Genomic DNA, 26019 nt, shown 5'->3' with positions numbered 1-26019 from the left:
ATGGCTAAAGAATCAATGAAAGCGCGCGAGCGTAAGAGAGCAAAAACAGTTGCAAAATATGCTGAAAAGAGAAAAGCTTTAAAAGAAGCTGGAGACTATGAAGCTTTGCAAAAATTACCAAAAAATGCTTCACCAATAAGAATGCACAACAGATGTAAACTTACTGGGCGTCCAAAAGGATATATGAGACAATTTGGTATCTCACGTGTTACGTTTCGTGAAATGGCGAATCAAGGATTAATACCAGGTGTTAAAAAAGCAAGTTGGTAGAAATCTAAAATAAAACTTAAAAATAAAAATAGAATGTGTATCTTTGCACGCTCTATTTTTTTTGAGTATAAGAATATTAACTGATTATAGGTTCGATTTTCACAGTAAAAACTGTAGGTTAAATAGAGATAATTGAAAACCGTAATCGCAATTTAATTAAATATGTACACAGATCCAATTGCGGATTTTCTTACTAGAGTAAGAAATGCTATTGCTGCTGGACACAGAGTAGTAGAAATTCCTGCTTCGAACTTGAAGAAGGAAATGACCAAAATTTTGTTTGATCAAGGGTATATTTTAAGTTATCAATTTAATGATGATTCTGTACAAGGGTCAATCAAAATTGCCTTAAAATATGACAGAGACACAAAAGAGTCAGTTATCAGAAAAATTCAACGAATCAGTACACCAGGTTTACGTAAGTACGTTGGCTCTAAAGAGATGCCAAGAGTATTAAACGGACTTGGAATTGCTATTGTTTCTACATCTAAGGGTGTAATGACAAACAAAAAAGCACGTCAAGAGAATGTTGGAGGAGAAGTTTTATGTTACGTTTATTAATATCTTGAGAGATGAGTAGAATAGGAAAAAATCCCGTTAGCATCGCACAAGGTGTAGATGTAAACATAAAAGAAAATGTAATTACTGTTAAAGGGAAGTTAGGAGAATTAACTCAAACTATTTCTGATGGTATTACAGTAAAAGTAGAAGATGCTCAAATAGTACTTGAAAGAGCGTCAGAAAGTAAAGACCATAAAGCACAACACGGTTTAATGAGAGCTTTAATCAATAATATGATTCAAGGTGTATCAAAAGGTTGGACTAAAGAGTTGGAATTGGTTGGAGTAGGTTATAGAGCTTCTAATCAAGGACAAAAATTAGATTTAGCTTTAGGATTTTCTCACAATATTGTTTTAGAATTAGCTCCAGAAGTTAAAGTAGAAACAGTATCAGAAAAAGGAAAAAATCCAATCGTAAAATTAACTTCTTACGACAAACAATTAGTTGGTCAAGTTGCTGCGAAAATTAGAGGTTTCCGTAAGCCAGAGCCATATAAAGGTAAAGGAGTTAAGTTTGTAGGTGAAGTATTAAGAAGAAAAGCAGGTAAATCTGCATAATTCATAGCATTATGGCATTAACAAAGTTAGAAAGAAGAGCTAGAATTAAGCGTAGAATTAGAAAGATAGTTTCTGGAACTGCTGCTAAACCAAGATTAACGGTTTTTAGAAGTAATAAAGAAATTTACGCTCAATTAGTAGACGATGTAAACGGAGTAACATTAGCTTCAGTTTCATCAAGAGATATAAAAGCAAGTACAAAAGCAGAAGCTTCTGCAGCAGTTGGTAAATCAATTGCTGAAAAAGCTACTAAAGTTGGAGTAGAAACAGTTGCTTTCGATAGAAATGGTTATTTATACCATGGTAGAGTTAAAGTATTAGCAGACGCTGCAAGAGAAGCTGGTTTAAAATTTTAAGAAATTATGCAAGGTTATAAAAACGTAGAAAGAGTTAAACCAAGTGGATTAGAGCTTGTAGATAGGTTAGTAGGTGTACAACGTGTAACAAAAGTAACAAAAGGTGGTAGAGCATTTGGTTTCTCTGCAATCGTAGTTGTTGGTGATGGTAATGGTGTTGTTGGACACGGATTAGGAAAATCTAAAGATGTTTCTTCTGCAATTGCAAAAGCAGTTGAAGATGCAAAGAAAAATTTAGTAAGAATACCAATTTTAGAAGGTACATTGCCTCATGAGCAAAAAGGTAAGTTTGGTGGTGCAAAAGTATTTATTAAGCCTGCTTCTCCTGGTACAGGGGTTATTGCTGGTGGTGCAGTACGTGCAGTACTAGAGTCTGTAGGTGTACATGATGTATTATCTAAATCTCAAGGTTCTTCTAATCCTCACAATGCAGTAAAAGCAACTTTTGATGCCTTACTACAATTGCGTAGTGCAGTTGCAATTGCGAAGCAAAGAGGAATTTCTTTAGAAAAAGTATTTAACGGATAAATCTAAAAGAGATGGCAAAAATTAAAGTAACACAAATAAAAAGTCAAATCGGGCGTCTTAAGAATCAGAAGAGAACTTTAGAAGCTTTAGGTTTACGTAGATTAAACCAAACTGTTGAGCATGAGGCAACTCCTTCAATTGTTGGTATGGTAAATAAAGTTTCACATTTAGTTTCTGTAGAGAAATTAAAATAAGATATTTAAAATGAGTAGTTTACATAACTTAACACCAGCAGAAGGATCTGTAAAAAAAGGGAAAAGAATCGCACGTGGTGAAGGTTCTGGTCATGGAGGAACTTCTACAAGAGGTCACAAAGGGGCAAAATCTCGTTCAGGTTATTCTCGTAAAATTGGTTTTGAAGGTGGTCAAATGCCACTTCAAAGACGTGTACCCAAATTTGGTTTCACAAATATCAATAGAAAAGAATATCAAGGTATCAATTTAGATAAATTACAATCTTTAGTTGATAATGGAAAAATAACAGATACAGTAAATTTAGATATTTTAGTTGCCAATAGATTAGCAAGCAAAAATGACCTAGTAAAAATATTAGGAAATGGAGAGCTAAAAGCAAAATTAAACATAACTGTACATAAATTTTCAACATCAGCAAAAGCGGCTATTGAAGCTGCTGGAGGAGAAGCTGTTAGTTTATAATATTAAGTAAATGATGAATTTAATTAATAGATTAAAAGAGATTTTTAGCATTGAAGAATTAAAAAATAAAATTCTTCTTACTATTGGTTTAATTGCTGTATATCGTTTTATGGCTGCTGTTCCTTTACCAGGAGTAGATCCATTACAATTAGCTGCATTAAAAGATAGTACAGATGGAGGTCTTTTGGGTTTATTGAATGCATTTACAGGAGGAGCATTTGCTAGAGCGTCAGTAATGGCACTGGGTATTATGCCATATATTTCTGCATCTATTGTAGTTCAATTAATGGGAATAGCAGTTCCTTATTTGCAGAAGCTACAAAAAGATGGTGAGAGTGGACGTAAGAAAATTACACAAATAACAAGATGGTTGACTATAGGTATTACTTTAGTTCAAGCACCAACCTACATTACAGCAATTAAAACACAATTTGGTTTAGGACCAGAGGCTTTTTTAGTAAGTGGAGCTACATTTTGGATTTCATCAATAATTATTTTAACTGCTGGTACAATTTTTGCAATGTGGTTAGGGGAGCGTATTACGGATAAAGGAGTTGGTAATGGAATTTCATTATTAATTACTGTGGGTATTATAGCAAACTTTCCTGCAGCATTTTTACAAGAATTTGTTGCAAAAACAACAAACGCAGGTGCAGGTGGTGTTATGATGATATTAATTGAGGTTATAGTTTGGTTTATAGTAATTTTATTAACTGTATTATTAGTTACTGCTGTTCGTAAAATTGCAGTACAATATGCAAGAAGAACGGTTGCTGGAAATATACAAAATGTTGCAGGTTCAAGAGATTATATTCCTTTAAAATTGAATGCAGCAGGTGTAATGCCTATCATTTTTGCACAAGCAATTATGTTTTTACCAGTAGCATTAGCACAAAAATTTCCAGCAATAGCAAGTTTACAAGATATAAATGGTTTATGGTATAATGTGATTTTTGCTTTATTAATCATCATATTCAGTTATTTCTACACAGCTATTACTATTCCTACGAATAAAATGGCTGAAGACTTAAAAAGAAGTGGTGGTTTTATTCCAGGGATTAGACCAGGAAAAGATACTGCTGATAGATTAGATTCTGTGTTGTCAAGAATTACTTTTCCAGGATCATTATTTTTAGCGGCATTATCAATTTTACCAGCAATTGTAGTTCAGTTTGGAGTACAACAAAGTTGGGCAATGTTTTATGGAGGAACATCACTAATCATTATGGTTGGTGTTGCAATTGATACCTTACAACAAATAAATTCATATTTATTAAATCGTCATTATGATGGTTTAATGAAAACAGGAAATAGTAACAGAAAATCGAATAAGTAAAATGGCTAAACAACCTGCTATTCAACAAGATGGAACAATTACAGAAGCATTATCTAATGCAATGTTTCGTGTAGAATTAGAAAATGGGCACATTGTAACCGCTCATATTTCAGGAAAAATGCGTATGCACTACATTAAATTATTACCTGGAGATAAGGTAAAATTAGAAATGAGTCCTTACGATTTAACAAAAGCAAGAATTACTTACAGATACTAAAAAAACGAAACAGATGAAAGTTAGAGCATCAGTTAAAAAAAGAAGTGCCGACTGCAAAATAGTTCGCAGAAAAGGTAGATTATACGTGATTAATAAACAAAATCCTAGATTTAAACAAAGACAAGGGTAATGGCAAGAATAGCAGGTATTGATATTCCAAAGAATAAAAGAGGAGTTATTGCTTTAACTTACATCTTTGGTATAGGAAACAGCAGAGCTAAAGAAGTTTTAGCAAAAGCAAAGGTTGATGAAAGCATTAAAGTTCAAGACTGGACAGATGACCAAATCGCAGCAATTAGAGAACAGGTAGGTAATTTTACAATAGAAGGAGAGTTACGTTCAGAGGTTCAAATAAACATTAAGCGTTTAATGGATATTGGTTGTCAGAGAGGAATTCGTCACAGAATGGGACTTCCTTTAAGAGGACAAAGAACAAAAAATAATTCTCGTACCAGAAAAGGTAAGAGAAAAACAGTAGCTAACAAGAAAAAATAAGTTAGAGATTAACCTAGTGGAGTTTTAGTGTGAAGTATTAAGTACAATTTACTAAAGCAAAAACTAAACAACAACAATTATGGCAAAAGCAAGTTCAAAAAAGCGTAAAGTAATTATTGATGCTATTGGTGAGGCACACGTAACAGCTTCATTTAACAATATCATTATTTCTTTAACAAATAAAAAAGGTGATGTAATTTCTTGGTCATCAGCTGGTAAAATGGGTTTTAGAGGTTCTAAAAAGAATACTCCTTATGCAGCTCAATTAGCAGCAGAAGATTGTGCAGCAGTTGCAAAAGATGCAGGTTTACGTAAAGTAAAAGTGTATGTAAAAGGACCAGGTAATGGTAGAGAATCTGCAATTAGATCCATTCATAATGCAGGCATAGAAGTAACTGAAATTATTGATGTTACTCCAATTCCTCACAATGGATGTCGTCCACCTAAAAGAAGAAGAGTTTAAACTGGATTTTTAATCAGTTTATCATTAAAAATAGAATATCAATTATATTTTAACTTGATAGGATTCAGATTAGCGAAGGATAAGCCTTAATTCATAATCCCTATCCATAACAAAAACAGAAATGGCAAGATATACAGGACCAAAAACTAAAATTGCTCGTAAATTTGGTGAAGCAATTTTTGGTGAAGACAAAAACTTCGAAAAAAGAAATTTTCCTCCAGGACAACATGGAAACGCAAGAAGAAGAGGAAAAAAATCTGAATATGCAACTCAATTAATGGAGAAGCAAAAGGCTAAATATACATATGGTATTTTAGAGCGTCAGTTTAGTAACTTATTTAAAAAAGCATCAGCTTCTCAAGGAATCACAGGTGAAATCTTATTACAATTATGTGAATCTCGTTTAGACAACGTAGTTTACAGAATGGGTATTTCTAAATCTAGAAGTGGAGCTCGTCAATTAGTTTCACACAGACACATCACTGTAAATGGTGGAATCGTAAACATTCCATCTTACCAATTAAAAGAAGGAGATGTGGTAGCAGTTAGAGAAAAGTCAAAGTCTTTAGTAGCTATTGAAGATTCATTGGCATCTACTAACAACGTTTTTGAGTGGTTAACATTCAACAACGATACTAAAACTGGTACTTTTGTAAAAGCTCCAGAAAGATTACAAATTCCTGAAAACATTAAGGAACAATTAATCGTAGAATTATATTCTAAATAATAATTTAATCATATTGGTATTTGGCTAAAGGGTTTGTTCGTATTTCTTCAAACTTATAAACCGCGCAACTAGATAACAATTAAAACGAAGAAAAAATATGGCAATTTTAAATTTTCAAAAACCAGATAAGGTAATAATGATAGAATCTACAGATTTTTCTGGTAGATTTGAGTTCAGACCTTTAGAGCCAGGATTTGGCTTAACAGTAGGTAATGCTTTAAGAAGAGTATTATTATCATCTTTAGAAGGTTTTGCAATTACATCATTAAGAGTTGATGGTGTTGAGCATGAATTTTCAACAGTTTCAGGAATTGTAGAAGATGTTACAGAAATTATTTTAAATTTAAAACAAGTACGTTTTAAAAAACAAATAGATGAAACTGATAGAGAAACTGTTTCTATTTCAGTATCTGGTCAAGAACAGTTTACAGCTGGAGATTTACAGAAATTTATTTCTGGTTTTCAAGTATTGAACCCAGATTTAGTAATCTGTAATATGGATAAATCTGTAAAATTAAATGCAGAAATTACAATAGAAAAAGGAAGAGGATTTGTACCTGCTGAAGAAAATAAAAAAGCTTCTGCACCAATAGGAACAATCTTTACAGATTCTATATACACGCCAATAAAGAATGTAAAATATGCAATTGAGAACTTTCGTGTAGAGCAAAAAACAGATTATGAAAAATTAGTTTTTGATATCGATACTGATGGTTCAATCAATCCAAAAGATGCATTAACAGAGGCTGCAAAAATATTAATTCACCACTTTATGTTATTCTCTGATGAGCGTATCACTTTAGAGGCTGATGAAATTGCACAAACTGAAACATATGATGAAGAGTCATTACATATGCGTCAATTATTAAAAACGAGATTAATCGATATGGATTTATCTGTCAGAGCTTTAAACTGTTTAAAAGCTGCTGAAGTAGATACATTAGGAGATTTAGTATCGTTTAACAAAAGTGATTTAATGAAGTTCAGAAACTTTGGTAAAAAATCATTAACTGAATTAGAAGAGTTAGTGATTGTTAAAGGCTTAAGTTTTGGTATGGATTTAACAAAATACAAATTAGATAGAGATTAATTCAATTAGTTTTTTAGAGAATATAAATTAAAAACCTTTCATAGTTTGCTCCTCAAAATGGGTAGATGCAAGATGAAGGTTTAAAACAAACGTCAAAATGAGACACGGAAAAAAACACAATCATTTAGGAAGAAAAACAGCGCACAGAAAAGCGATGTTAGCTAATATGGCTTGTTCTTTAATAGAACACAAACGTATTAACACAACAGTGGCAAAAGCAAAAGCTTTAAGAGTTTTTGTTGAACCATTAATTACTAAATCAAAAGCAGATACAACTCACAACAGACGTATTGTATTCTCTTATTTACGTAACAAATATGCTGTAACAGAACTTTTTAGAGAGGTTTCAGTAAAAGTTGCAGACAGGCCAGGAGGTTATGTTCGTATCATCAAGTTAGGAAATCGTCAAGGAGATAATGCTCCTATGGCTATGGTTGAGTTAGTTGATTATAATGAAATCTACAATCCAAAAGGTAAGAAAGCTAAAAAATCTACAAGAAGAAGTAGAAGAGGTGGAGGTAAAAAAACTGAATCTGCACAAGTAGAAGAAACAGCGACAGAAGAGAAATCAGAAGAATAAAAATGATGATTTTTTAAATTATATTAAAGGGATAAACGTTTATGTTTATCCCTTTTTTTATGTTTTCAAAAAGTAATTTAACTTGTCATTTCGATTTAATGAAGAAGTCTAAATTAATTAAAAAGAAAAAACAGATTTTTTGACTTCATTTTATTTCGCTCAAAATGACGTCTTTTAATAATTTTGTTAAAAACCCAAAATCAAATTGTAAATAATAAAACTTATAATTAGTAAATTTGACATTTAGGAAACACAAAAAGGATCAATGAAATATCAAACAAGAAAAAAGGCTTTAGTTTTATTAGCTGATGGAACAATTTTTTATGGTAAATCTGTAGGAATAGAAGGAACATCAACAGGAGAAATCTGTTTTAATACAGGTATGACAGGATATCAAGAAATATTTACAGACCCTTCTTATTTTGGTCAGTTAATGGTAGCAACGAATGCTCATATTGGTAATTATGGCGTAAATGATAATGAAGTAGAATCTGATGGAATTAAAATTTCAGGCTTAATTTGTAGAAATTTTAGCTTTACACACTCTAGAGTAGATTCTAATGGAAACTTAAAAGATTGGTTTATAAAACATAATTTAGTGGCTATTTCAGATGTAGACACAAGAGCATTGGTTTCTTATATTAGAGATAATGGAGCAATGAATGCAATTATTTCTACAGATGTTGATAACATTGGTATGCTTAAAAAACAATTAGCAGAAGTACCAAGTATGGAAGGTTTAGAATTGGCTTCTAAAGTATCTACAAAAGAACCATATTTTGTAGGTGATGAAAATGCAGATATTAAAATTTCTGCTTTAGACATTGGTATCAAAAAGAATATTTTAAGAAATTTGGCAAAAAGAGGAGCTTATATAAAAGTGTTTCCTTACAACTCTAGTTTTTCAGATTTAGAATCTTTTAATCCTGATGGCTATTTTATTTCAAATGGACCTGGAGATCCAGAACCATTAATAGAGGCTATAGAGGTTGCAAAAGAAATCATCAAAAGAGATTTACCATTATTTGGTATTTGTTTAGGTCATCAAGTTATTGCATTGTCACAAGGAATATCAACTTACAAAATGCATAATGGGCATAGAGGAATTAACCATCCAGTTAAAAATTTATTAACAGGAAAAGGAGAAATTACTTCTCAAAATCACGGTTTTGCTATCAATAGAGAAGAAACAGAGGCAAATGACAATGTAGCAATTACACACGTTCATTTAAACGATCATACAGTAGCAGGAATAAGATTGAAAAATAAGAACGTTTTTTCTGTTCAATATCATCCAGAAGCTAGCCCTGGCCCACATGATTCGGAATATTTATTTGATCAATTTATTAGTAATATAAAGAGTGTAAAGAAAGTTTTATCGTAACTTTTATGTAATTCATCTATATAAAATGTTTATTAATCTGAATAATTTTTTTTAGAAACAAACTAGTAGTACATTTACACTGTGATGTAAAAATCACATTTCTTTTTCATAGCAATTTTCCCACTCATTTATGAGTGGGTTTTTTAATTCTATTTATTTAGTAAACGTTTTCGTAATTAATTAAAAGCATTTTATAAAATCATTGTTACATTTTGTAATTTAGCAGTCATACAAATTATTAAATTAATTAAACAAACAATATTATGAGTATTATTATAAATGTTCACGCACGTCAAATTTTTGATTCTAGAGGAAATCCAACAGTTGAAGTAGACGTTACTACAGAAAACGGAGTACAAGGAAGAGCAGCTGTGCCTTCAGGTGCTTCAACAGGTGAACACGAAGCAGTTGAGTTAAGAGATGGTGGAAGTGATTACATGGGTAAAGGGGTTTTAAAAGCTGTAGATAATGTTAATAATATTATAGCTGAAGAGTTGCTTGGTGTCTCTGTATTTGAGCAAAATGCTATAGATCAATTAATGATAGATTTAGATGGTACATCAAATAAATCAAAATTAGGAGCTAATGCAATTTTAGGCGTTTCTCTAGCAACAGCTAAAGCAGCAGCTAATGAACTAGGTATGCCTTTATATAGATATGTAGGTGGAGTATCTGCTAATACTTTACCAGTACCAATGATGAATATTATTAATGGAGGTTCTCATTCTGATGCACCTATAGCATTTCAAGAATTTATGGTAATGCCAGTAAAAGCTAAAAGCTTTACTGAAGCTATGAAAATGGGCTCTGAAATTTTTCATAATTTAAAGAAAGTTTTACATGATAGAAATTTATCAACAGCTGTTGGTGATGAAGGTGGTTTTGCACCTACTTTAGATGGTACTGAAGATGCATTAGATACTATTGAATTAGCAGTAAAAAATGCAGGATATTCTTTTGGAGATGAAATTAAAATAGCTTTAGACTGTGCAGCAGCAGAATTTTATGTAGATGGTAAATATAATTATGCAAAGTTTGAAGGAGAAACAGGAAAAATCCGTTCATCTCAAGAACAAGCAGATTATTTAGCTGAATTAGCCGCAAATTATCCTATTATTTCTATTGAAGATGGTATGGATGAAAATGATTGGGAAGGTTGGAAATATCTGACTGAAAAAATTGGAGATAAAGTTCAGTTAGTTGGTGATGACTTATTTGTAACAAATGTAGAGCGCTTATCTAGAGGTATTACAAACGGTATAGCTAACTCTATATTGATTAAAGTTAATCAGATAGGTTCTTTAACAGAGACTATAGCAGCAGTAAATATGGCAAAGAACGCTGGATATACTTCAGTAATGTCCCATAGATCAGGGGAAACAGAAGATAATACAATTGCAGATTTAGCAGTAGCATTAAATTGCGGTCAAATTAAAACTGGTTCAGCTTCACGATCAGATAGAATGGCAAAATATAATCAATTATTGCGTATTGAGGAAGAATTAGGAAGTACAGGATATTTTCCTCAAGAAAATGCCTTTAAAATCTAATTTACTAAACTCTTAATAATCAAAAACAGCCTTACAATTTTGTAAGGCTGTTTTCTTTTTATTAAAGAATTGTTAAATCAATCTAACTTATTTTTTGATATTAAAAATCTATCTCTACCTACTTTCAAAATCTTTCAAAAATTGGTATCTTCGCGATAGAGAGAAATTATAATTAAAACGTCATAAATGTCAGAAATAGCTAAATTACAAATAGGAGAAAATTCTTATGAATTCCCTTTAACAAAAGGTACAGAAAATGAAGTTGCCATAGATATAAAAACATTAAGAGGTGCAACAAATGGAGTAATTACTATTGATCGTGGATTTAAAAATACAGGTTCTTGTGAAAGCGAAATAACTTTTTTAGATGGAGAAAAAGGTGTCTTAAGATACAGAGGTTATTCAATAGAAGAATTAGCAGAAAAAGCAGATTTTTTAGAAGTGGCTTACGCTTTGATTTTCGGAAATTTACCAACTCAAGAACAGTTGAATAAGTTTCATGCAGATATAAAATCTAAGTCTGTGGTAGATGATGATATTAAGAAAATCCTAGATGCATTTCCAAAAACTGCACATCCAATGGGAGTTTTATCTTCCTTAACAAGTGCATTAACAGCATTTAATCCATCATCAGTAAATGTAGATTCTGAAGAAGATATGTATAATTCTATAGTTAAAATATTGGGTAAATTCCCAGTGTTAGTATCTTGGACTATGCGTAAAAAACAAGGTTTACCTTTAAATTATGGTTCTACTTCTCTAGGTTATGTTGAGAATATTTTAAAAATGATGTTTGAGCAACCTAATGAGTCTTATGAAATAAGCCCAATAATTAAAGATGCATTAGACAAACTTTTAATTTTACATGCAGATCATGAGCAAAACTGCTCAACATCTACAGTAAGAATTGTTGGTTCTTCTCATGCAGGGCTATTTGCATCTTTATCAGCAGGAATCTCTGCTCTTTGGGGACCTTTACATGGTGGTGCTAATCAAGCAGTTCTAGAAATGTTAGAAGCAATAAAAGCTGATGGTGGAGATACTAAAAAATATATGGCAAAAGCAAAGGATAAGAATGACCCTTTTAGATTGATGGGCTTTGGACACAGGGTTTATAAAAACTTTGATCCTAGAGCTAGAATAATAAAAAAAGCTGCTGATGAGGTTTTAAATGATTTAGGTATAGAAGATCCAATTTTAGATATCGCCAAAGGTTTAGAGCAAGAAGCTTTAAGTGATCCATATTTTGTAGATAGAAAACTATATCCTAATGTAGACTTTTATTCAGGTATTATATATCGAGCAATGGGTATTCCTGTAGAAATGTTTACAGTAATGTTTGCTTTGGGTCGTTTACCAGGTTGGATTGCACAATGGAAAGAAATGAGATTAAATAAGGAGCCTATTGGACGTCCTAGACAAGTTTATACAGGAGAAAATTTAAGATCTTTTGTAGAAATAGAAAATAGATAAAAAATAAGTTATTATTTTGTAAAACAAAAGCTTCATAAAAATGAAGCTTTTTTTATAAATAAATTTTATGCTACAACTAAACGTTCAAAATGAAACTTCTAGATTAAAGGCTGTTGTTTTAGGTACTGCTAAAAGCAATGGTAAAACTCCTACTTTAGAAGAATGTTATGATCCTAAAAGTAGAGAACATATCCTTGCAGGAACTTACCCAGTAGAAAATGACATGATTACTGAAATGGAAGAAGTTGCTAAAGTATTTGAAAAATATAATGTAACCGTTTTTAGACCAGAAATAATTGAAAATTATAATCAAATTTTTTCTAGAGATATAGCTTTTGTAATTGAAGATAAATTAATTAAAGCTAACATTTTACCAGACAGAGATAAAGAATTTGAAGCTATTTCACATGTTATAAAACAAATTGATAAGAATAAAATAATTCAACTTCCAGAAGAATGTCATGTAGAAGGTGGAGACGTAATGCCTTGGAATGAGTATATTTTTATTGGAACATATTCTGGTAATGATTATGCTGATTTTATAACTGCGAGAACAAATATTGAAGCGGTTGAAGCTATTCAAAAATTATTTCCAAATAAAAAAGTAAAATCTTTTGAATTAAGAAAGTCAAATACTAATGCTAAAGAAAATGCTTTACATTTAGATTGCTGTTTCCAACCTATAGGGAAAAGTAAAGCCATTTTACATAAAAATGGGTTTTTAATTGAAGAAGAATACAATTGGCTAGTAAACTATTTTGGGAAAGAGAATATTTTTGAAATCACTAAAGAAGAAATGTATAATATGTTTAGCAATGTTTTTTCTATTGCAGAAGATGTAATTATTTCAGAAAAGAGTTTTACAAGGTTAAATAATTGGTTGAGAAAAGAGAATTTTATTGTAGAAGAGGTTAACTATTCTGAAATTGCAAAGCAAGAAGGTTTATTAAGGTGTTCTACTATGCCTTTAATTAGATTATAAAAAAAGCTGCATAAAATGCAGCTTTTTTTGTAATCTAAATTTTTCAATTTGTTGTTATTCTAATACGACAGTTCTAATAGCATGAATCACTCCATTGTTTGCTTGTACATCTGTTGCAGTTATGTCACTTGTTCTACTATTCGGGTCAACTAATTTAGGTACAGAACCTGTTAAATCAACAGTAAGTTGTCCACCTAACGTATTTAATGTCATATTATTAGATAAACCTGTTGCCCTATAATTAAATCCAGCAATAACATGTGTATTTAAAGTAGACTCTAAAGTAGCTTTTGGTATATCTCCTAAACTGTTTACATTAGATAATTCTCCTATTAAACTAGCAAAAGCATCATTAGTTGGAGCAAATACAGTAAAAGGAGCTGGATTTGTACCTACTTTTGTAGATAAGGTTGATACATAATTGAAATCACTTTCTCTGGTTAAAGCTAGTTCTAAACTTTCAAAGTTTGGATCTGCAACAGCAAAAGTAACAATGCTAGGCAAATCTATAACAGCATCAACTACATGTACAATTCCATTATCTGCTTCAACATTAGGAATTTGAACAGTAGATGTTCCATTAAATTTTACTTGAGCACCTACATTAACGTATATTGACATTTCTGTATTAGAAGCTGCACTGATTGCGTTGGTTTTTTGATAACCAGTAGTTAAATCTGTAGATTTTAACTCTCCAGTAATTACGTGGTTCATTAAGATGTTTTTTAAAACCTCAACTGGCACATCATTCACAGAATTATAACCGTTTGTCTGTAAAAAAGTTTGAAATGCAGTATTTGTAGGTGCCAATACAGTAAAGTTTCCATTACTAGATAATGTAGTTACTAATTCAGCTCTAGTAACAGCTGCTACTAGACTCGATAAATTATTTTCAATTGCTACATCAACAATTGTGTTCGTTTCTATTACTGCTTCATCATCATCACTACAAGAAAAAGATAAAGAAATAAAAAGTGCGAATAAAAATACTTTTGAGATTAATTTCATAATTTATTTTTTTAAATTAATTTTTGTTTAATATATTCACTGCAAAGCTAAACAAAACTGAAATCTTTAACTGTTAAATATTTTTGAAAAAAAGTAAAACAAAAACTAAAATTATTGAAATATTATAAATGAGACTTACTCAAAAAAGCATAATTTTGTTTTTTTTTTGATAATGCAACAAACTACAAATACAATTTTAATGATTCGTCCCATAAATTTTAGGATGAATGAGCAAACTAAAGTCAACAACTACTTTCAAGAAGATATTGATTTAAAAAATACTGAAATAAATAATAAAGCTCAAGAGGAATTTGATGATTATGTTTCTAAATTGAGAGAAAATAATATCAATGTAATTGTTGTTTCTGATACAAAAGAGTTTGATACTCCAGATTCAATATTTCCAAATAATTGGGTTTCTTTTCATGCGGATGGTACAGTAGCTATTTACCCTATGTTTGCAGAAAATAGAAGGCAGGAGAGGAGAGAAGATATTTTACATCAACTAGAAAAACAAGGTTTTGTAATTAGCAATATTGTAGATTACACATCAGCAGAAGAAGATAGCTTATTTTTAGAAGGTACAGGAAGTTTAATTCTTGATAGGCAAAATAGAAAAGCATATTGTGCACTTTCTGAAAGAGCTGATGAAGATTTATTAATAGAATTTTGTGAAGATTTTGAATATAGTCCTGTTTTGTTTGTTGCAAATCAATCTGTAAATAATGAGCGAAAACCTATTTATCACACTAATGTAATGATGTGCATTGCAGAAACTTTTGCTGTTATTTGTTTATCATCTATTGATGATAAAAAAGAGCGAAAAAACGTAATTAAACATTTAAAGGAAGATGGTAAAGAAATCATAGATATTACAGAAAAGCAAATGCATAATTTTGCTGGAAACATGCTTCAAGTTAAAAATAATAATGATGATTTATTTTTGATAATGAGTAAAGCTGCTCACGATTCTTTAACACAACACCAAATTACCAAAATAGAAAAACACTGTGCTATTTTATCAAGTTCTCTAGAGACCATCGAAACTTGTGGAGGTGGAAGTGCAAGGTGTATGATAGCAGAGGTTTTTTTACCCAATAATAATCAATAAATGAACTTGTTATTGCTTGCTATAGCTCCAGTTACTATTATAATAGTTTTTATATATGTAAAAGATAAATTTGAAAAAGAACCGATATCTTTTTTAATTAAAAACTTTCTTCTAGGAGCTTTTTTAAGTGTAATAATAACGTTTTTCTTAAGCTTTTTAAGTAATTACTTTTTTGTAGTAACTGATGCAAAAAGTATCTTACAACAGTTTATTAAAGCCTTTATAATAGTTGCATTAGTAGAAGAGTTTTCCAAATATATTATTGTAAGATTTTATGCACAGAAAAGTAAAGAATTTAATGAACCTTTTGATGGTATTGTATATGCAGTTATGGTTTCTATGGGGTTTGCAGCTTTAGAAAATATACTATATGTTTTTCAATATGGTGTAAATGTTGGGTTTACTAGAGCGTTTACAGCTGTGCCTGCTCATGCAACTTTTGGTATTTTAATGGGCTATTTTATGGGGAAAGCAAAATTTTCTAAAAATAGGGTTCAATTAAATCTAATTGGTTTATTAGTGGCAACTCTATTTCATGGAGCTTATGATTTTTTCTTATTTATCAACTTTATACCTGGTATAGCTATAGGTGCTTTTATTTCGCTAATTGTAGGCATTTTCTTGTCTAGAAAAGCAATAAGAAAACATCAGCAAAGCTCTTACTTTAAAATTTGATAAGCTTTCTTACTATATTTTTATGATTTTCAAATTCAACCTTTATAAAGTAAATTCCGTTTGCTAAATTAGATATATCAATTTCTTTTTTATTTTGATGAGTAGCCACTTTACTACCAAGCGAATTATAAACTTCTATTATAGAAATGATTGATTTTGAGTTTATAAAAACTCGATTAGAACTAGGGTTAGGACTAATTTTTAAAAGACTTAATTCATTTTTTTCTAACGATAAAATAGGATTCGCTGTGTCATAAAATTCATATAATTTTTGCGGAAAAGTAAATTGTATTCCTCCTTGATTTGTAGATACAAACTCTCTAGAAATGTAATACCTACCTGTATTATTTATAGTTGTGATTCCTTCTACTTGGTTTCCTTTTCCTAGTTTGTTCTCTAAAGAAAACTTACTAAATCCAGAAAAGAAAATATCTTCTCCAAGCATTCTGTTTTCATTTATATAAATCAGAAATGGGATGAGAGAAATATCATATCCACATAAAAAAAAGCTGTCATCTTCTAAATTATAAGTAGCTCCAGTAATTAGTCCATTAACATTTGCTGTACTAATTTTAGTTGCTGTGTAATCTCCAACTATAGTTGGTATCTTATAAACATTAGTTTTAAAATCACCTCTATTCTTTGTGAATATTAATAAGGAGTTTTCATAAATAACAAATGCTTCAGCGTCAAAATTGTGGTTATTAGAACTCGTAAAACTAGTTTGATCTTCATAAGAAAAAGTAATTTTTTCTGACGTTACAGAGCTATTATTTACGAAATCTGATTTTAAAATTTTATATATAGTTAAATCTGTTCTAGTTCCATTATTATTACCAAAATCACCAATATAAATATGATTTTTGTCTTCGGTAATATCTTCCCAATCAATATTAGTGGCATTTGTTATAGATATGGTTCTTAAAAGGTTTCCTGTTAAACTATCAATTTCATAAAGATTTGCACTATCACCACTGTCATTATGAGTAATAATTTTTGAATTGAAAAACAATAATCCAGAAGTCTCATCTACTTTAGATGGTAATTCAAATTTTTCTTTAAAATTATCAATTTGACTAAAAAATGAAAATGAAATTAAAAAATAATACAAAAAGATTAGTTTATGTCTCATCTTATCTACTTAAAAACTTCTCCTATAATTTTGCCAGAGGTTGCATTTGGAGCCTCAATTTTTAATAAATTAGAAATTGTTGGTGCTACATCAGTAATATAATATCTTTTTTTAGAAACCCCTTGTTTGATACCATTTCCGTAAAAAATAACAGGTATGTGTGTATCATAAGAATAGCCAGAACCATGTGAAGTACCTTTTTTTCCGCCTGTTAAAGTTGCTGGGTAAGGTATCATAATAACATCACCAGAAAGTTTTTGATTGTAACCATTTTGAAGAGAATTAAAAATGCCTTCAGAAAAATGAGTTGTTTGTAAAGTTCTTGCAGTTACAGATTTATAAATACCTTCAAAATTCACCACTTCATCAGCAATTTTTTGAGCTACTGTATTTTTATCTAAACCTAAAGATTCAATTTTTTCTTTATTTAAAAAGACTTGATAATTAGATACATTTTCAACAATTTCTACAGAACCAAAATATTTTTCAGTAATATCTAGAATAAATGGTTTAAATTTTTTTGTATTTAAATAATGAGCAGGTATTTTTTGCGACTGTAAATAAGCTGGTATATCTACAGCTGCATGATCTGCAGTTAAGAAAATGGTATAATTATTTTTACCAACTTTAGCATCAAGAAAAGTTAAAAAACTAGCTAGATCTCTATCTAGCCTTAAATATGTATCCTCAATCTCTACAGATGTAGGCCCAAAATCATGACCAATATAATCTGTAGATGATAAACTAATTGCTAAAAAATCTGTTAGATTTTCTTTACCTAAATTTTCATTAATGATAGCTTTTTTTGCAAAATCTAATGTAAATGTATTACCAGACGGAATTAGTTTTAGTAAACTATAATCCCCATTTTTTGCTCTTAATTTAGGAATATCATGAGGAAAAGTTGGAGTTTCTTCACCCTTAAAGAGCTTTTCAAAATTATTATTATCGGCAATACTATTGGTATATGTTTTAATATCATATAGAGTATTCCAAGGGCTTTTTAAATATTCATCTGCTTTTCCAGAATTATTAAAATCGGTTACCCATTTTGGTAAATTTTTCATATAGTAAGAAGAACTAATCCATTGCCCTTTATTACTACCATGAAACCAGTAAGCAGCGTTTGCGGAATGTCCTGCAGGTAAAATTGCAGACCTATCCTTTATGGCAATCCCAATAGTTTTTCCTTTCATATTCTGGCTCAGATGCAATTGATCTGTTACAGTAGTTGTAAACATTCTATAAGGAGATTTTTTACCTGCATTACTATTATTACCAACAGTATTATACCTATCGTCATCAACACAATAAATACTTTTTTTTAAAACTTTATCATACCAATTGTTAGAAATAATTCCGTGATTTTTTGGAGAAGTTCCTGTATAAATCGATGCATGGCCAACAGCAGTATAAGTGGGAATGTGATTGTAGTGAGCATTCTCTAAAGAAAATCCTTTTTTTACTAATCGTTTAAAACCATTTTCTCCATATCTGTTAGAAAATCGAGTTAAATAATCGTACCTCATTTGATCCACAACAACACCAATAACTAATTTTGGTTTTTCTAATTTGTTTGTTTTTTGTTTACACCCAATAAAGGAGATAAATAAAAAAAAGAAAATTCTTTTCATATAAGTAACATAAATTCTTTTCAAAAGTAATTAATTTTTATTTTGATAAGACATAATCAATATTGTATTAATGTTATTTCTTAATTTAGCATAAAAATTTATTCTGTGAATTACATAGAGCATATTGGTAAATATTATTTAATGCTGAAACAAATATTTAGAAAACCTCAAAAAGGAAGGATTTTCTATGAAGCTTTGTTTAAAGAAATAGAAGAGTTAGGTATAAAATCTTTAGGCATTATATCTTTTATATCGTTTTTTATAGGTGGAGTTATTGCTTTACAAACTGCATTAAATTTAGATAGTCCTTTTATTCCAGATTCTTTAATTGGTTTTGCAGCAAAACGTTCAATCATTTTAGAATTTGCACCTACATTTTGTTCAATCATTTTAGCAGGTAAAGTTGGTTCTTATATTACCTCTAGCATTGGTACAATGAGAGTTACTGAACAAATTGATGCATTAGAAGTTATGGGTATAAATTCTTTAAGTCATTTAGTATTACCAAAAGTAATTGCAACTGTATTCTTTTATCCTTTTTTAATTGTATTAGCTATGGCTTTAGGAATTTTTGGAGGTTGGTTAGCAGGTGTACTTTCTGGTTTATTTAGTGGTGTAGATTATATACAAGGACTTCAAACAACATTTGATCCTTTTTTAATTACCTATGCAATAATAAAAACATTGATATTTGCTTTCTTAATTGCTACTGTACCATCTTATCATGGTTATTATGTAAAAGGAGGCTCTATAGCCGTTGGTAAAGCAAGCACACAATCTGTGGTTTGGACAACCATTTTAATAGTAGTAGCAAATTATTTTTTAACTCAAATGTTACTTACATAAATGATAGAAGTTAAAAATTTACATAAGGGTTTTGGTGATGTTAAAGTATTAAAAGGAATAAATGCTACTTTTCACCCAGGAAAAACAAACTTAATAATTGGACAAAGTGGAGCAGGAAAAACTGTTTTTTTAAAATCTTTAATAGGTTTGCATGCTCCAGAGGAAGGAACAATTTCTTTTGATGGTAGAATTAATACAAAATTTACTATTGAAGAAAAAAGACAATGGAGGCAAGAAATAGGTATGGTTTTTCAAGGAAGTGCATTGTTTGATTCTCAAACAGTAGAAGAAAATGTAATGTTTCCTTTAAAGATGTTTACAAAAAAATCTCAAGCAGAAATGTTAGAGCGTGTAAATTTTGTTTTAGATAGAGTAAATTTAGAAAATTCTAATACAAAATTACCTGCAGAATTATCTGGAGGAATGCAAAAAAGAGTGGCAATTGCCAGAGCTATTGTTATGAATCCTAAATATTTATTTTGTGATGAACCTAATTCTGGTTTAGATCCTCAAACTGCCACAGTTATCGATAATTTGATTCAAGAAATTACAGACGAATATCAAATTACAACTGTAATTAATACTCATGATATGAACTCTGTAATGGAAATAGGAGAAAAGATTCTTTTTTTAAAAGATGGTAAAAAAGAATGGGAAGGTAGTAGTGAAGATATGCTTAAGACTGATAATAAGATAGTTGTAGATTTTGTATATTCATCTAATTTATTTAAAAAAGTCAGAGAAGCTTATTTAAATGAAACAAAATAGAAAATGTATTTGTTTTTTTAAAATTAACTTATATATTTGCACCCGCAAAAAGGAAAATTATTGACCTGGTAGCTCAGTTGGTAGAGCATCTCCCTTTTAAGGAGAGGGTCCTGGGTTCGAGCCCCAGCCCGGTCACAAAAACCTTAAAAACTCTGTAGTTAACTACAGAGTTTTTTTATTTTTTAACAAAAAACTTCTTTTTAAATAGTATTTTTATTCAGTGAATTAATTTAGATGAATAAAATACTTACAGTACTTTTTATTTTTTGTTTTATGAGTGATGAAAAAACAATAATTTTTGATTTTAATAAGAATACCAATATCTCTATTTGGCAAGTTGTAGATGATGGAGTTATGGGTGGTTTATCTCAAGGAAACTTGAAGATAAATGATGTAGGAAATGGAATTTTTTATGGTTTTGTTTCTACAAAAAATAACGGAGGATTTTCATCTATTAGATACAGATTTAGCAAAAAAAATGTTGCTAAATATTCTAAAATTATTTTAAAGATAAAAGGAGATGGTAAAAATTATCAGTTAAGAATAAAAAATAATAGTAAAGATTATTATTCTTATGTAAAACCATTCATTACAACTCAAAACTGGTCGTTAATTGAAATTAAATTATCAGATATGTATCCTACTTTTAGAGGAAGAAAATTAAATATCGAAAATTTTTCTGAAGAATCAATAGAAGAATTGGCTATATTAATTGGTAATAAGAAGAATGAACAATTTCAATTAGAGATTGATAAAATATACCTTCAATAAAAAAAATATCAATTTAGTTTTTTTGTATCTTTCCAAAGTTCTTAATAAAGATAAATGGAAGAAAATAAAGACATAAATAATCAAGAACAAGAATTTAATCCAAAGAAAAAGGAGCAAATTGCTGGTCCAATAGAAAGTATTAATAATTTTCTTTCAGTTCTTTTTGATTTTAGAGAAGATACTGATCATAGAGCTACAATCGATGCTATAAAAGCAGATATTCCTTTTAAAGGTGCAACAGCTTGGATTCTTATTTTTGCTGTTTTTGTAGCTTCAATTGGTTTAAATGCAGATTCAACTGCAGTTGTTATTGGAGCCATGTTAATTTCTCCTCTAATGGGGCCAATTCTTGGTTTAGGTATGTCTTTCGCATTAAATGATATAGATACTTTTAAAAAATCATTATCCAATTTGGGCATAATGATTGGTTTAAGTCTTTTCGCATCATTTATGTTCTTTTATTTTTTTCCTTTAAGTGAAGATACATCAGAACTATTAGGCAGAGTTAGCCCAGATATTCGTGATGTTTTAATTGCTTTTTTTGGTGGTTTAGCATTAATGGTTGCTAGAACTAAAAAAGGTACAATTGCTTCAGTAATTTTTGGTGTTGCTATTGCTACAGCTTTAATGCCTCCTTTATGTACAGCAGGTTATGGTTTGGCAAAAGGTAATTTTCCATACTTTTTTGGAGCAATGTATTTGTTTATTATAAATACAATTTTTATTGCATTAGCTTCTTTTATAGTGTTAAAACTATTAAAGTTTCCTATGCATAAGTATGCAAATGCGGCTAAAAGAAAACGGTATGCTACTATTGCAACAATTACAGGTTTAGCAGTTATGATTCCTGCAATTTTTACTTTTTTAAGAGTTTTTAATGAAAGTCAAATTGAACTTCAGATAAAAAACTTTATTAAAAATGAAGTTAAAGAAATTGAAAATTTTCAGTTAATAGGAGATCCTGAATTAGATATTGACGAAAAAGAGATAAAAATAAGTTTCTTTAATGAAGTTACTGATGGTGAAAGGAATTTATTAAGCAATCAATTAAACAGCAAAGAATACTATAAAATTAAAGATTTTAAATTGAGAATTAAAGGGAGTGATACCAAAAGTTTCGATTTAATAACTTCTGCCTACAAAGAAAAAAGAGCAGAGCTGCAAGAGAGTAAAAATATTATATCTGGTTTGCAAAAACAGATTTCAGATTTACAAGAAACTATATCAGATTTAAATAATAGAATAGAGCAAGATGCACTTAATAAAAATAAAAAAGTAATTGCATTTAGTAGAATAGCAAAAGATGCAAAAATTAGATATATAGATATTGAGAAGATTGATTTTGCAAATGTGCTATCATCTAAAGACTTTATTAAAATTGATACCATACCTATTGCAACTATAAAATGGAATGTTAGATTACCAGATAGTATTATTTCGCCAAAAGAGAGAGAGTTAAGAACTTGGTTGCAAAAAGAGTTGAGTTTAGATACCTTATTTATAAAAAGAGGTAATTAAATTTTAAGTAATTCGACTTCTACATTTTGATTGAATAAATAAACTTTATTATTATTCATACTCACGCATTCAATTCTAGTTCGTCTGTGATTTCCTTTTTTGTAAACTACATCTCTAAATAAAAACAAACTATTTACAGGAAGAGAAAAAATAAATTCTTTTCCCTTATCTGCTTCGAAATTTCGTAGAGCCAAAGAAAGTTTAGCATCAGAATCTGTGCTAGCTTTTGGGTTTTTTAAATAATTAGCTAAATGTGGTAGTATGTTTTTTGGATAAATTTCAGGTTTTAGAAAAGGTAACATTAAATGCTGAAAAACAGTTTTCCATTCTTTGCCATGAGCTTGAACTCTACCAAATTTTTGATGTGTAATATGATGTGCAATTTCATGAATTAAAGTTAGCAGAAACTGATATTGATTTAAATTATTATTTACTGTAATTTGAAATTTACCATTAGGTAATTGCCTAAAATCTCCATGTTTTGTTTGTCTTTGATTAACAATCTTTAAATTGAAATTGTTTTGTTCAATTAAATACAGAACCATATCAATTGAGCTTTCAGGAATATATTTTATCAGAATATTGTTCACTTAAATTTAAAAGTTAAAAGCTTATTTTACGGAGTAGTTGAAGACACCTGTAATACTTTTCCGTTATAAAATTGATGATCATTTAATGCAAAATTAAAAATATAATTAGCCATTTCTTTAGCAGAAACTGGAGCTTTAAAACCAGGAAATGCTTCTTGTAGCATTTCTGTTTGTACAGCTCCTAAAGCCAAAACATTAAATGCAATTTGTTGCTCTTTATATTCCTCTGCTAATAATTCTGATAACGTAATTACTGCACCTTTTGCAGATGAATATGCAGCTAATCCAGGAAATTTCATACTTCCTTGTATGCCTCCCATTGAACTAATGGTAACTACATGGCTGTTTTTTTTTAAAAAAGGAATCATACTTTTTGTTAAAGAAGCTACCCCAAAAACATTTACTTTATATACTTCTAAAAAGTCATCAGAAGTAAGTTCTGTAAAAGGTTTATTTATTAGTTTTCCAGCATTATTAATAAGAATATCTACTTTTTTCCAATCGTTTTTCACAAAATCAACCACTTTATCAATATCATCATCTTTAGAAATATCAATAGAAATTACCTTAATATTAGGGTGATGAATTGTAGATAAAGGTTTTGTATTTCTAGAAATTGCTAATACTTGATGACCATTTTCAGCAAACAATTTAGCAAGTTCAAACCCAATACCTCTACTTGTGCCTGTAATAACAACGTTTTTCATTCAGATTAAATATTTTGAGAAAGCAATCTACTTAAATTTTCATACATTTAAGAATTAAAATCAAACAAATGAAAAAAATAGTTCTTCTCTTTATTGCCTTTCTTTTTATGCAAAATATAACAGCACAAACCACTTATATTTTATGTGGTAAATTAATTGATACAAAATCTGGTAAAATAAACACTAAAAAAACAATTTTAGTAAAAGAAAATAAAATTGTTGATGTAATGGATGGTTATATTATGCCCAAAGGAGGAAAATTAATTGATTTAAGGAATAAAGTTGTAATGCCTGGTTTAATTGATATGCATGTTCATATAGAGCAAGAGTTTGATAGAAATACAAGATTAAATAGTTTTATTCTAAATGAGGCGGATGTTGCTTTTAATTCAGTAGGATTTGCAAAAACAACATTATTAAATGGTTTTACTACTGTTAGAGATTTAGGAGGAACTGGAGTAAACATATCTGTTAGAAATGCTATAAATAAAGGTAAAATTCCAGGTCCAAGAGTATTTACTGCAGGCAAATCCCTGGCAACAACAGGAGGTCATGCAGATCCAACAAACGGAAGTAGTAGAAAGTTAATTGGGAATCCTGGACCAAAAGAAGGTGTAGTAAATTCTGTTGAAGATGCTAAAAAAGCAGTTCGTCAACGTTATAAAAATGGTGCAGATTGTATAAAAATCACTGCAACAGGTGGTGTGTTAAGTGTTGCAAAATCAGGAGATAATCCACAGTTTACTATAGAAGAAGTAAAAGCGATTTGCGATACAGCAAAAGATTATGGAATGCATGTAGCTGCACATGCTCATGGAGATGAAGGTATGCAAAGAGCCATTATTGGAGGCGTTAAAACCATAGAGCATGGAACTTATATGAGTAACGAAACTATGGAGCTAATGAAAAAACACGATGCTTATTTAGTACCTACAATCACTGCAGGAAAAGAAGTAGAAGAAAAGGCAAAAATTGCAGGTTTCTACCCAGAAATTGTTGTGCCAAAAGCATTAGCTGTTGGCCCACAAATTCAAGGAACTTTTGCAAAAGCTTATAAAAAAGGAGTTGGAATTGCATTCGGAACTGATGCAGGTGTTTTTAAACACGGAGATAATGGAAAAGAATTTGGATTTATGGTAGAAGCTGGGATGCCAGCTATGGAAACTATACAATCTGCAACCATTACAAATGCGATGTTGTTAAAAATGGACAATGAAATTGGGCAAATAAATAAAGGCTTTTTTGCAGATATAATAGCAGTAGACGATGATCCTACAAAAAATATTGCTACTATGGAAAATGTAGTTTTTGTTATGAAAAATGGAATTGTTTATAAAAAGTGATTTTTTGTAACAATTACACAAGAATAACTACTAACTAAATAAACTTAACAACCATGATTATATATTTTCTATTATTCATTAGTGCATATCTCTTATTAAAAGAGGTTAAAAAGAAATCTCATAAGAAAAAAATAATATATGTTTATGCTTCGATATTACTTATCAGCTTTATGTATCATTTTGGATCTTTCATTGGAGAGCAAGCCTATAAAGCAGGAATTATTATTTAAAAAATATGAGAAATAAAATAAGGGATTTGATTTGGGGTCTTTTTGCAATGATTATTTGTATTACTAGTTTATTTAAAGGAGAATCAATGACCAATATATTAGGTTTCGAAATTAATTCTTGGATATATAGAAGTATATGGTTTTTTATAGCTATTACTAATTTATGTCAATATTTTATTAGATTAAAAACTTCTTCAGAAAAAATAAAATTAGACTAACTTAATTTTATTTTTTTCATTCTATTGCATTAGAATTAACACGCATTTGTGATATAAAGGGTTTATTATTTGTACCTTTACTTATCAAAGAGTTCCCCCATAAAGTTATTTTAAATGAAAACAAGATATTTAAATCTTTTTTGGGTGATACTAGCAGTGGTGATTATAATAAATGAATTACGAACTGGTTATGCAATAAACTTTATTGAGGTTTTTAAAAAGCACTTTACAACATGGATTAT

At 29.8% G+C, this 26019-nt stretch carries 32 protein-coding genes and 1 tRNA gene; 28 read left to right on the top strand and 5 right to left on the bottom strand.

Annotation, left to right across the window (positions count from 1 at the left end):
* The 19 genes from rpsN (at nucleotide 1) to BTO18_RS08305 (ending at nucleotide 13226) form a co-directional block, all read left to right on the top strand.
* A complete protein-coding gene (rpsN, locus tag BTO18_RS08395) occupies nucleotides 1-270 on the top strand; it encodes a 30S ribosomal protein S14 (protein WP_091891535.1) in 270 nt (89 codons plus the stop codon).
* A 162-nt stretch (nucleotides 271-432) separates the two neighbouring features.
* Nucleotides 433-831 carry a 30S ribosomal protein S8 gene (rpsH, locus tag BTO18_RS08390; RefSeq protein ID WP_105015789.1) on the top strand — a complete coding sequence of 133 codons (399 nt, stop codon included), beginning with the start codon at nucleotides 433-435 and terminating at the stop codon, nucleotides 829-831.
* An 11-nt stretch (nucleotides 832-842) separates the two neighbouring features.
* Entirely contained in the window at nucleotides 843-1388 is a 546-nt protein-coding gene (gene rplF / locus BTO18_RS08385) for a 50S ribosomal protein L6 (RefSeq protein ID WP_105015788.1), read from the top strand.
* Nucleotides 1389-1399: 11 nt separating this feature from the next.
* A complete protein-coding gene (rplR, locus tag BTO18_RS08380; RefSeq protein WP_105015787.1) occupies nucleotides 1400-1744 on the top strand; it encodes a 50S ribosomal protein L18 in 345 nt (114 codons plus the stop codon).
* 3 nt (nucleotides 1745-1747) lie between these two features.
* On the top strand, nucleotides 1748-2272 hold the full coding sequence (gene rpsE / locus BTO18_RS08375; protein ID WP_105015786.1) for a 30S ribosomal protein S5: 525 nt from the start codon (nucleotides 1748-1750) through the stop codon (nucleotides 2270-2272).
* A gap of 11 nt (nucleotides 2273-2283) precedes the next feature.
* Nucleotides 2284-2466 carry a 50S ribosomal protein L30 gene (rpmD, locus tag BTO18_RS08370; RefSeq protein WP_105015785.1) on the top strand — a complete coding sequence of 61 codons (183 nt, stop codon included), beginning with the start codon at nucleotides 2284-2286 and terminating at the stop codon, nucleotides 2464-2466.
* Nucleotides 2467-2476: 10 nt separating this feature from the next.
* Nucleotides 2477-2929, top strand: coding sequence for a 50S ribosomal protein L15 (rplO, locus tag BTO18_RS08365; RefSeq protein ID WP_105015784.1), 453 nt, complete (start codon nucleotides 2477-2479; stop codon nucleotides 2927-2929).
* Nucleotides 2930-2942: 13 nt separating this feature from the next.
* A complete protein-coding gene (gene secY, locus BTO18_RS08360; RefSeq protein WP_105015783.1) occupies nucleotides 2943-4265 on the top strand; it encodes a preprotein translocase subunit SecY in 1323 nt (440 codons plus the stop codon).
* A gap of 1 nt (nucleotide 4266) precedes the next feature.
* Complete coding sequence (infA, locus tag BTO18_RS08355; protein ID WP_068206835.1) at nucleotides 4267-4482, top strand: translation initiation factor IF-1; 216 nt, start codon at nucleotides 4267-4269, stop codon at nucleotides 4480-4482.
* A gap of 13 nt (nucleotides 4483-4495) precedes the next feature.
* Nucleotides 4496-4612 (top strand): type B 50S ribosomal protein L36, encoded by a 117-nt coding sequence (gene ykgO / locus BTO18_RS08350; RefSeq protein WP_004568720.1) that lies wholly within the window; start codon nucleotides 4496-4498, stop codon nucleotides 4610-4612.
* Nucleotides 4612-4977, top strand: coding sequence for a 30S ribosomal protein S13 (gene rpsM / locus BTO18_RS08345; protein WP_105015782.1), 366 nt, complete (start codon nucleotides 4612-4614; stop codon nucleotides 4975-4977). The genes ykgO and rpsM overlap by 1 nt, the downstream gene beginning before the upstream one ends.
* A gap of 79 nt (nucleotides 4978-5056) precedes the next feature.
* Entirely contained in the window at nucleotides 5057-5440 is a 384-nt protein-coding gene (gene rpsK, locus BTO18_RS08340) for a 30S ribosomal protein S11 (RefSeq protein WP_105015781.1), read from the top strand.
* A 121-nt stretch (nucleotides 5441-5561) separates the two neighbouring features.
* Nucleotides 5562-6167 carry a 30S ribosomal protein S4 gene (rpsD, locus tag BTO18_RS08335; RefSeq protein WP_105015780.1) on the top strand — a complete coding sequence of 202 codons (606 nt, stop codon included), beginning with the start codon at nucleotides 5562-5564 and terminating at the stop codon, nucleotides 6165-6167.
* 97 nt (nucleotides 6168-6264) lie between these two features.
* Nucleotides 6265-7257, top strand: coding sequence for a DNA-directed RNA polymerase subunit alpha (locus BTO18_RS08330; protein ID WP_105015779.1), 993 nt, complete (start codon nucleotides 6265-6267; stop codon nucleotides 7255-7257).
* A 97-nt stretch (nucleotides 7258-7354) separates the two neighbouring features.
* Complete coding sequence (gene rplQ / locus BTO18_RS08325; RefSeq protein ID WP_105015778.1) at nucleotides 7355-7837, top strand: 50S ribosomal protein L17; 483 nt, start codon at nucleotides 7355-7357, stop codon at nucleotides 7835-7837.
* Nucleotides 7838-8102: 265 nt separating this feature from the next.
* Nucleotides 8103-9221, top strand: coding sequence for a glutamine-hydrolyzing carbamoyl-phosphate synthase small subunit (gene carA / locus BTO18_RS08320; protein ID WP_105015777.1), 1119 nt, complete (start codon nucleotides 8103-8105; stop codon nucleotides 9219-9221).
* Nucleotides 9222-9484: 263 nt separating this feature from the next.
* Nucleotides 9485-10771: a phosphopyruvate hydratase gene (gene eno / locus BTO18_RS08315; protein ID WP_105015776.1), complete on the top strand. Its 1287-nt coding sequence runs from the start codon at nucleotides 9485-9487 to the stop codon at nucleotides 10769-10771.
* Between the two features lie 186 nt (nucleotides 10772-10957).
* A complete protein-coding gene (locus BTO18_RS08310; RefSeq protein WP_105015775.1) occupies nucleotides 10958-12244 on the top strand; it encodes a citrate synthase in 1287 nt (428 codons plus the stop codon).
* 67 nt (nucleotides 12245-12311) lie between these two features.
* Nucleotides 12312-13226, top strand: a complete 915-nt coding sequence (locus tag BTO18_RS08305; RefSeq protein ID WP_105015774.1) for a dimethylarginine dimethylaminohydrolase family protein — start codon at nucleotides 12312-12314, stop codon at nucleotides 13224-13226.
* A 54-nt stretch (nucleotides 13227-13280) separates the two neighbouring features.
* Here BTO18_RS08305 and BTO18_RS08300 read toward each other — a convergent pair whose 3' ends face one another.
* Entirely contained in the window at nucleotides 13281-14234 is a 954-nt protein-coding gene (locus BTO18_RS08300) for a fasciclin domain-containing protein (RefSeq protein WP_105015773.1), read from the bottom strand.
* Nucleotides 14235-14406: 172 nt separating this feature from the next.
* On the opposite strand from BTO18_RS08300, the gene ctlX reads away from it, so the two are divergent.
* Together ctlX and BTO18_RS08290 are read left to right on the top strand one after the other, a co-directional pair.
* Nucleotides 14407-15345, top strand: a complete 939-nt coding sequence (gene ctlX / locus BTO18_RS08295; RefSeq protein WP_105015772.1) for a citrulline utilization hydrolase CtlX — start codon at nucleotides 14407-14409, stop codon at nucleotides 15343-15345.
* Nucleotides 15346-16020 carry a PrsW family intramembrane metalloprotease gene (locus BTO18_RS08290; protein WP_105015771.1) on the top strand — a complete coding sequence of 225 codons (675 nt, stop codon included), beginning with the start codon at nucleotides 15346-15348 and terminating at the stop codon, nucleotides 16018-16020.
* Here BTO18_RS08290 and BTO18_RS08285 read toward each other — a convergent pair.
* Together BTO18_RS08285 and pafA are read right to left on the bottom strand one after the other, a co-directional pair.
* On the bottom strand, nucleotides 16010-17152 hold the full coding sequence (locus BTO18_RS08285; RefSeq protein WP_105015770.1) for a T9SS type A sorting domain-containing protein: 1143 nt from the start codon (nucleotides 17150-17152) through the stop codon (nucleotides 16010-16012). The genes BTO18_RS08290 and BTO18_RS08285 overlap by 11 nt on opposite strands.
* Before the next feature lie 5 nt (nucleotides 17153-17157).
* Entirely contained in the window at nucleotides 17158-18786 is a 1629-nt protein-coding gene (gene pafA, locus BTO18_RS08280) for an alkaline phosphatase PafA (protein WP_105015769.1), read from the bottom strand.
* 105 nt (nucleotides 18787-18891) lie between these two features.
* Here pafA and BTO18_RS08275 point away from each other — a divergent pair, with 105 nt between their 5' ends.
* The 5 genes from BTO18_RS08275 to BTO18_RS08255 all read left to right on the top strand — a co-directional run bounded on the left by BTO18_RS08275 (nucleotide 18892) and on the right by BTO18_RS08255 (nucleotide 22689).
* The gene (locus BTO18_RS08275; RefSeq protein ID WP_105015768.1) at nucleotides 18892-19632 is read left to right on the top strand and encodes an MlaE family ABC transporter permease; all 741 of its coding nucleotides are present in this window, start codon (nucleotides 18892-18894) and stop codon (nucleotides 19630-19632) included.
* On the top strand, nucleotides 19633-20400 hold the full coding sequence (locus BTO18_RS08270) for an ABC transporter ATP-binding protein (RefSeq protein ID WP_105015767.1): 768 nt from the start codon (nucleotides 19633-19635) through the stop codon (nucleotides 20398-20400). It abuts the gene before it with no gap.
* A gap of 62 nt (nucleotides 20401-20462) precedes the next feature.
* Nucleotides 20463-20535 (top strand) — tRNA-Lys (locus BTO18_RS08265).
* Between the two features lie 99 nt (nucleotides 20536-20634).
* The gene (locus BTO18_RS08260) at nucleotides 20635-21171 is read left to right on the top strand and encodes a CIA30 family protein (protein WP_105015766.1); all 537 of its coding nucleotides are present in this window, start codon (nucleotides 20635-20637) and stop codon (nucleotides 21169-21171) included.
* 54 nt (nucleotides 21172-21225) lie between these two features.
* Complete coding sequence (locus tag BTO18_RS08255) at nucleotides 21226-22689, top strand: TIGR00341 family protein (protein ID WP_105015765.1); 1464 nt, start codon at nucleotides 21226-21228, stop codon at nucleotides 22687-22689.
* Here BTO18_RS08255 and BTO18_RS08250 read toward each other — a convergent pair.
* Nucleotides 22686-23279, bottom strand: coding sequence for a SprT-like domain-containing protein (locus tag BTO18_RS08250; RefSeq protein ID WP_437438434.1), 594 nt, complete (start codon nucleotides 23277-23279; stop codon nucleotides 22686-22688). The two genes, BTO18_RS08255 and BTO18_RS08250, sit on opposite strands and share 4 nt — an antisense overlap.
* 26 nt (nucleotides 23280-23305) lie before the next feature.
* Complete coding sequence (locus BTO18_RS08245) at nucleotides 23306-23986, bottom strand: SDR family NAD(P)-dependent oxidoreductase (RefSeq protein WP_105015764.1); 681 nt, start codon at nucleotides 23984-23986, stop codon at nucleotides 23306-23308.
* A 68-nt stretch (nucleotides 23987-24054) separates the two neighbouring features.
* On the opposite strand from BTO18_RS08245, the gene BTO18_RS08240 reads away from it, so the two are divergent.
* Together BTO18_RS08240 and BTO18_RS17485 are read left to right on the top strand one after the other, a co-directional pair.
* Entirely contained in the window at nucleotides 24055-25329 is a 1275-nt protein-coding gene (locus tag BTO18_RS08240) for a metal-dependent hydrolase family protein (RefSeq protein ID WP_105015763.1), read from the top strand.
* Between the two features lie 235 nt (nucleotides 25330-25564).
* Entirely contained in the window at nucleotides 25565-25777 is a 213-nt protein-coding gene (locus BTO18_RS17485) for a hypothetical protein (protein WP_146106898.1), read from the top strand.
* The last annotated feature ends 242 nt before the right edge of the window (nucleotides 25778-26019 follow it).

It is taken from the genome of Polaribacter porphyrae (assembly GCF_002954685.1).
GTDB classification, from domain to species: domain Bacteria; phylum Bacteroidota; class Bacteroidia; order Flavobacteriales; family Flavobacteriaceae; genus Polaribacter; species Polaribacter porphyrae.
This window is presented reverse-complemented; position numbering and strand designations above follow the sequence as displayed.

Coding starts and splice junctions, on each gene's coding strand:
- rpsN (WP_091891535.1), top strand. CDS start 1: ATGGCTAAAGAATCAATGAAAGCGCGCGAGCGTAAGAGAGCAAAAACA.
- rpsH (WP_105015789.1), top strand. CDS start 433: ATGTACACAGATCCAATTGCGGATTTTCTTACTAGAGTAAGAAATGCT.
- rplF (WP_105015788.1), top strand. CDS start 843: ATGAGTAGAATAGGAAAAAATCCCGTTAGCATCGCACAAGGTGTAGAT.
- rplR (WP_105015787.1), top strand. CDS start 1,400: ATGGCATTAACAAAGTTAGAAAGAAGAGCTAGAATTAAGCGTAGAATT.
- rpmD (WP_105015785.1), top strand. CDS start 2,284: ATGGCAAAAATTAAAGTAACACAAATAAAAAGTCAAATCGGGCGTCTT.
- rplO (WP_105015784.1), top strand. CDS start 2,477: ATGAGTAGTTTACATAACTTAACACCAGCAGAAGGATCTGTAAAAAAA.
- secY (WP_105015783.1), top strand. CDS start 2,943: ATGAATTTAATTAATAGATTAAAAGAGATTTTTAGCATTGAAGAATTA.
- infA (WP_068206835.1), top strand. CDS start 4,267: ATGGCTAAACAACCTGCTATTCAACAAGATGGAACAATTACAGAAGCA.
- ykgO (WP_004568720.1), top strand. CDS start 4,496: ATGAAAGTTAGAGCATCAGTTAAAAAAAGAAGTGCCGACTGCAAAATA.
- rpsM (WP_105015782.1), top strand. CDS start 4,612: ATGGCAAGAATAGCAGGTATTGATATTCCAAAGAATAAAAGAGGAGTT.
- rpsK (WP_105015781.1), top strand. CDS start 5,057: ATGGCAAAAGCAAGTTCAAAAAAGCGTAAAGTAATTATTGATGCTATT.
- rpsD (WP_105015780.1), top strand. CDS start 5,562: ATGGCAAGATATACAGGACCAAAAACTAAAATTGCTCGTAAATTTGGT.
- BTO18_RS08330 (WP_105015779.1), top strand. CDS start 6,265: ATGGCAATTTTAAATTTTCAAAAACCAGATAAGGTAATAATGATAGAA.
- rplQ (WP_105015778.1), top strand. CDS start 7,355: ATGAGACACGGAAAAAAACACAATCATTTAGGAAGAAAAACAGCGCAC.
- carA (WP_105015777.1), top strand. CDS start 8,103: ATGAAATATCAAACAAGAAAAAAGGCTTTAGTTTTATTAGCTGATGGA.
- eno (WP_105015776.1), top strand. CDS start 9,485: ATGAGTATTATTATAAATGTTCACGCACGTCAAATTTTTGATTCTAGA.
- BTO18_RS08310 (WP_105015775.1), top strand. CDS start 10,958: ATGTCAGAAATAGCTAAATTACAAATAGGAGAAAATTCTTATGAATTC.
- BTO18_RS08305 (WP_105015774.1), top strand. CDS start 12,312: ATGCTACAACTAAACGTTCAAAATGAAACTTCTAGATTAAAGGCTGTT.
- BTO18_RS08300 (WP_105015773.1), bottom strand. CDS start 14,234: ATGAAATTAATCTCAAAAGTATTTTTATTCGCACTTTTTATTTCTTTA.
- ctlX (WP_105015772.1), top strand. CDS start 14,407: ATGCAACAAACTACAAATACAATTTTAATGATTCGTCCCATAAATTTT.
- BTO18_RS08290 (WP_105015771.1), top strand. CDS start 15,346: ATGAACTTGTTATTGCTTGCTATAGCTCCAGTTACTATTATAATAGTT.
- BTO18_RS08285 (WP_105015770.1), bottom strand. CDS start 17,152: ATGAGACATAAACTAATCTTTTTGTATTATTTTTTAATTTCATTTTCA.
- pafA (WP_105015769.1), bottom strand. CDS start 18,786: ATGAAAAGAATTTTCTTTTTTTTATTTATCTCCTTTATTGGGTGTAAA.
- BTO18_RS08270 (WP_105015767.1), top strand. CDS start 19,633: ATGATAGAAGTTAAAAATTTACATAAGGGTTTTGGTGATGTTAAAGTA.
- BTO18_RS08260 (WP_105015766.1), top strand. CDS start 20,635: ATGAATAAAATACTTACAGTACTTTTTATTTTTTGTTTTATGAGTGAT.
- BTO18_RS08255 (WP_105015765.1), top strand. CDS start 21,226: ATGGAAGAAAATAAAGACATAAATAATCAAGAACAAGAATTTAATCCA.
- BTO18_RS08245 (WP_105015764.1), bottom strand. CDS start 23,986: ATGAAAAACGTTGTTATTACAGGCACAAGTAGAGGTATTGGGTTTGAA.
- BTO18_RS08240 (WP_105015763.1), top strand. CDS start 24,055: ATGAAAAAAATAGTTCTTCTCTTTATTGCCTTTCTTTTTATGCAAAAT.
- BTO18_RS17485 (WP_146106898.1), top strand. CDS start 25,565: ATGAGAAATAAAATAAGGGATTTGATTTGGGGTCTTTTTGCAATGATT.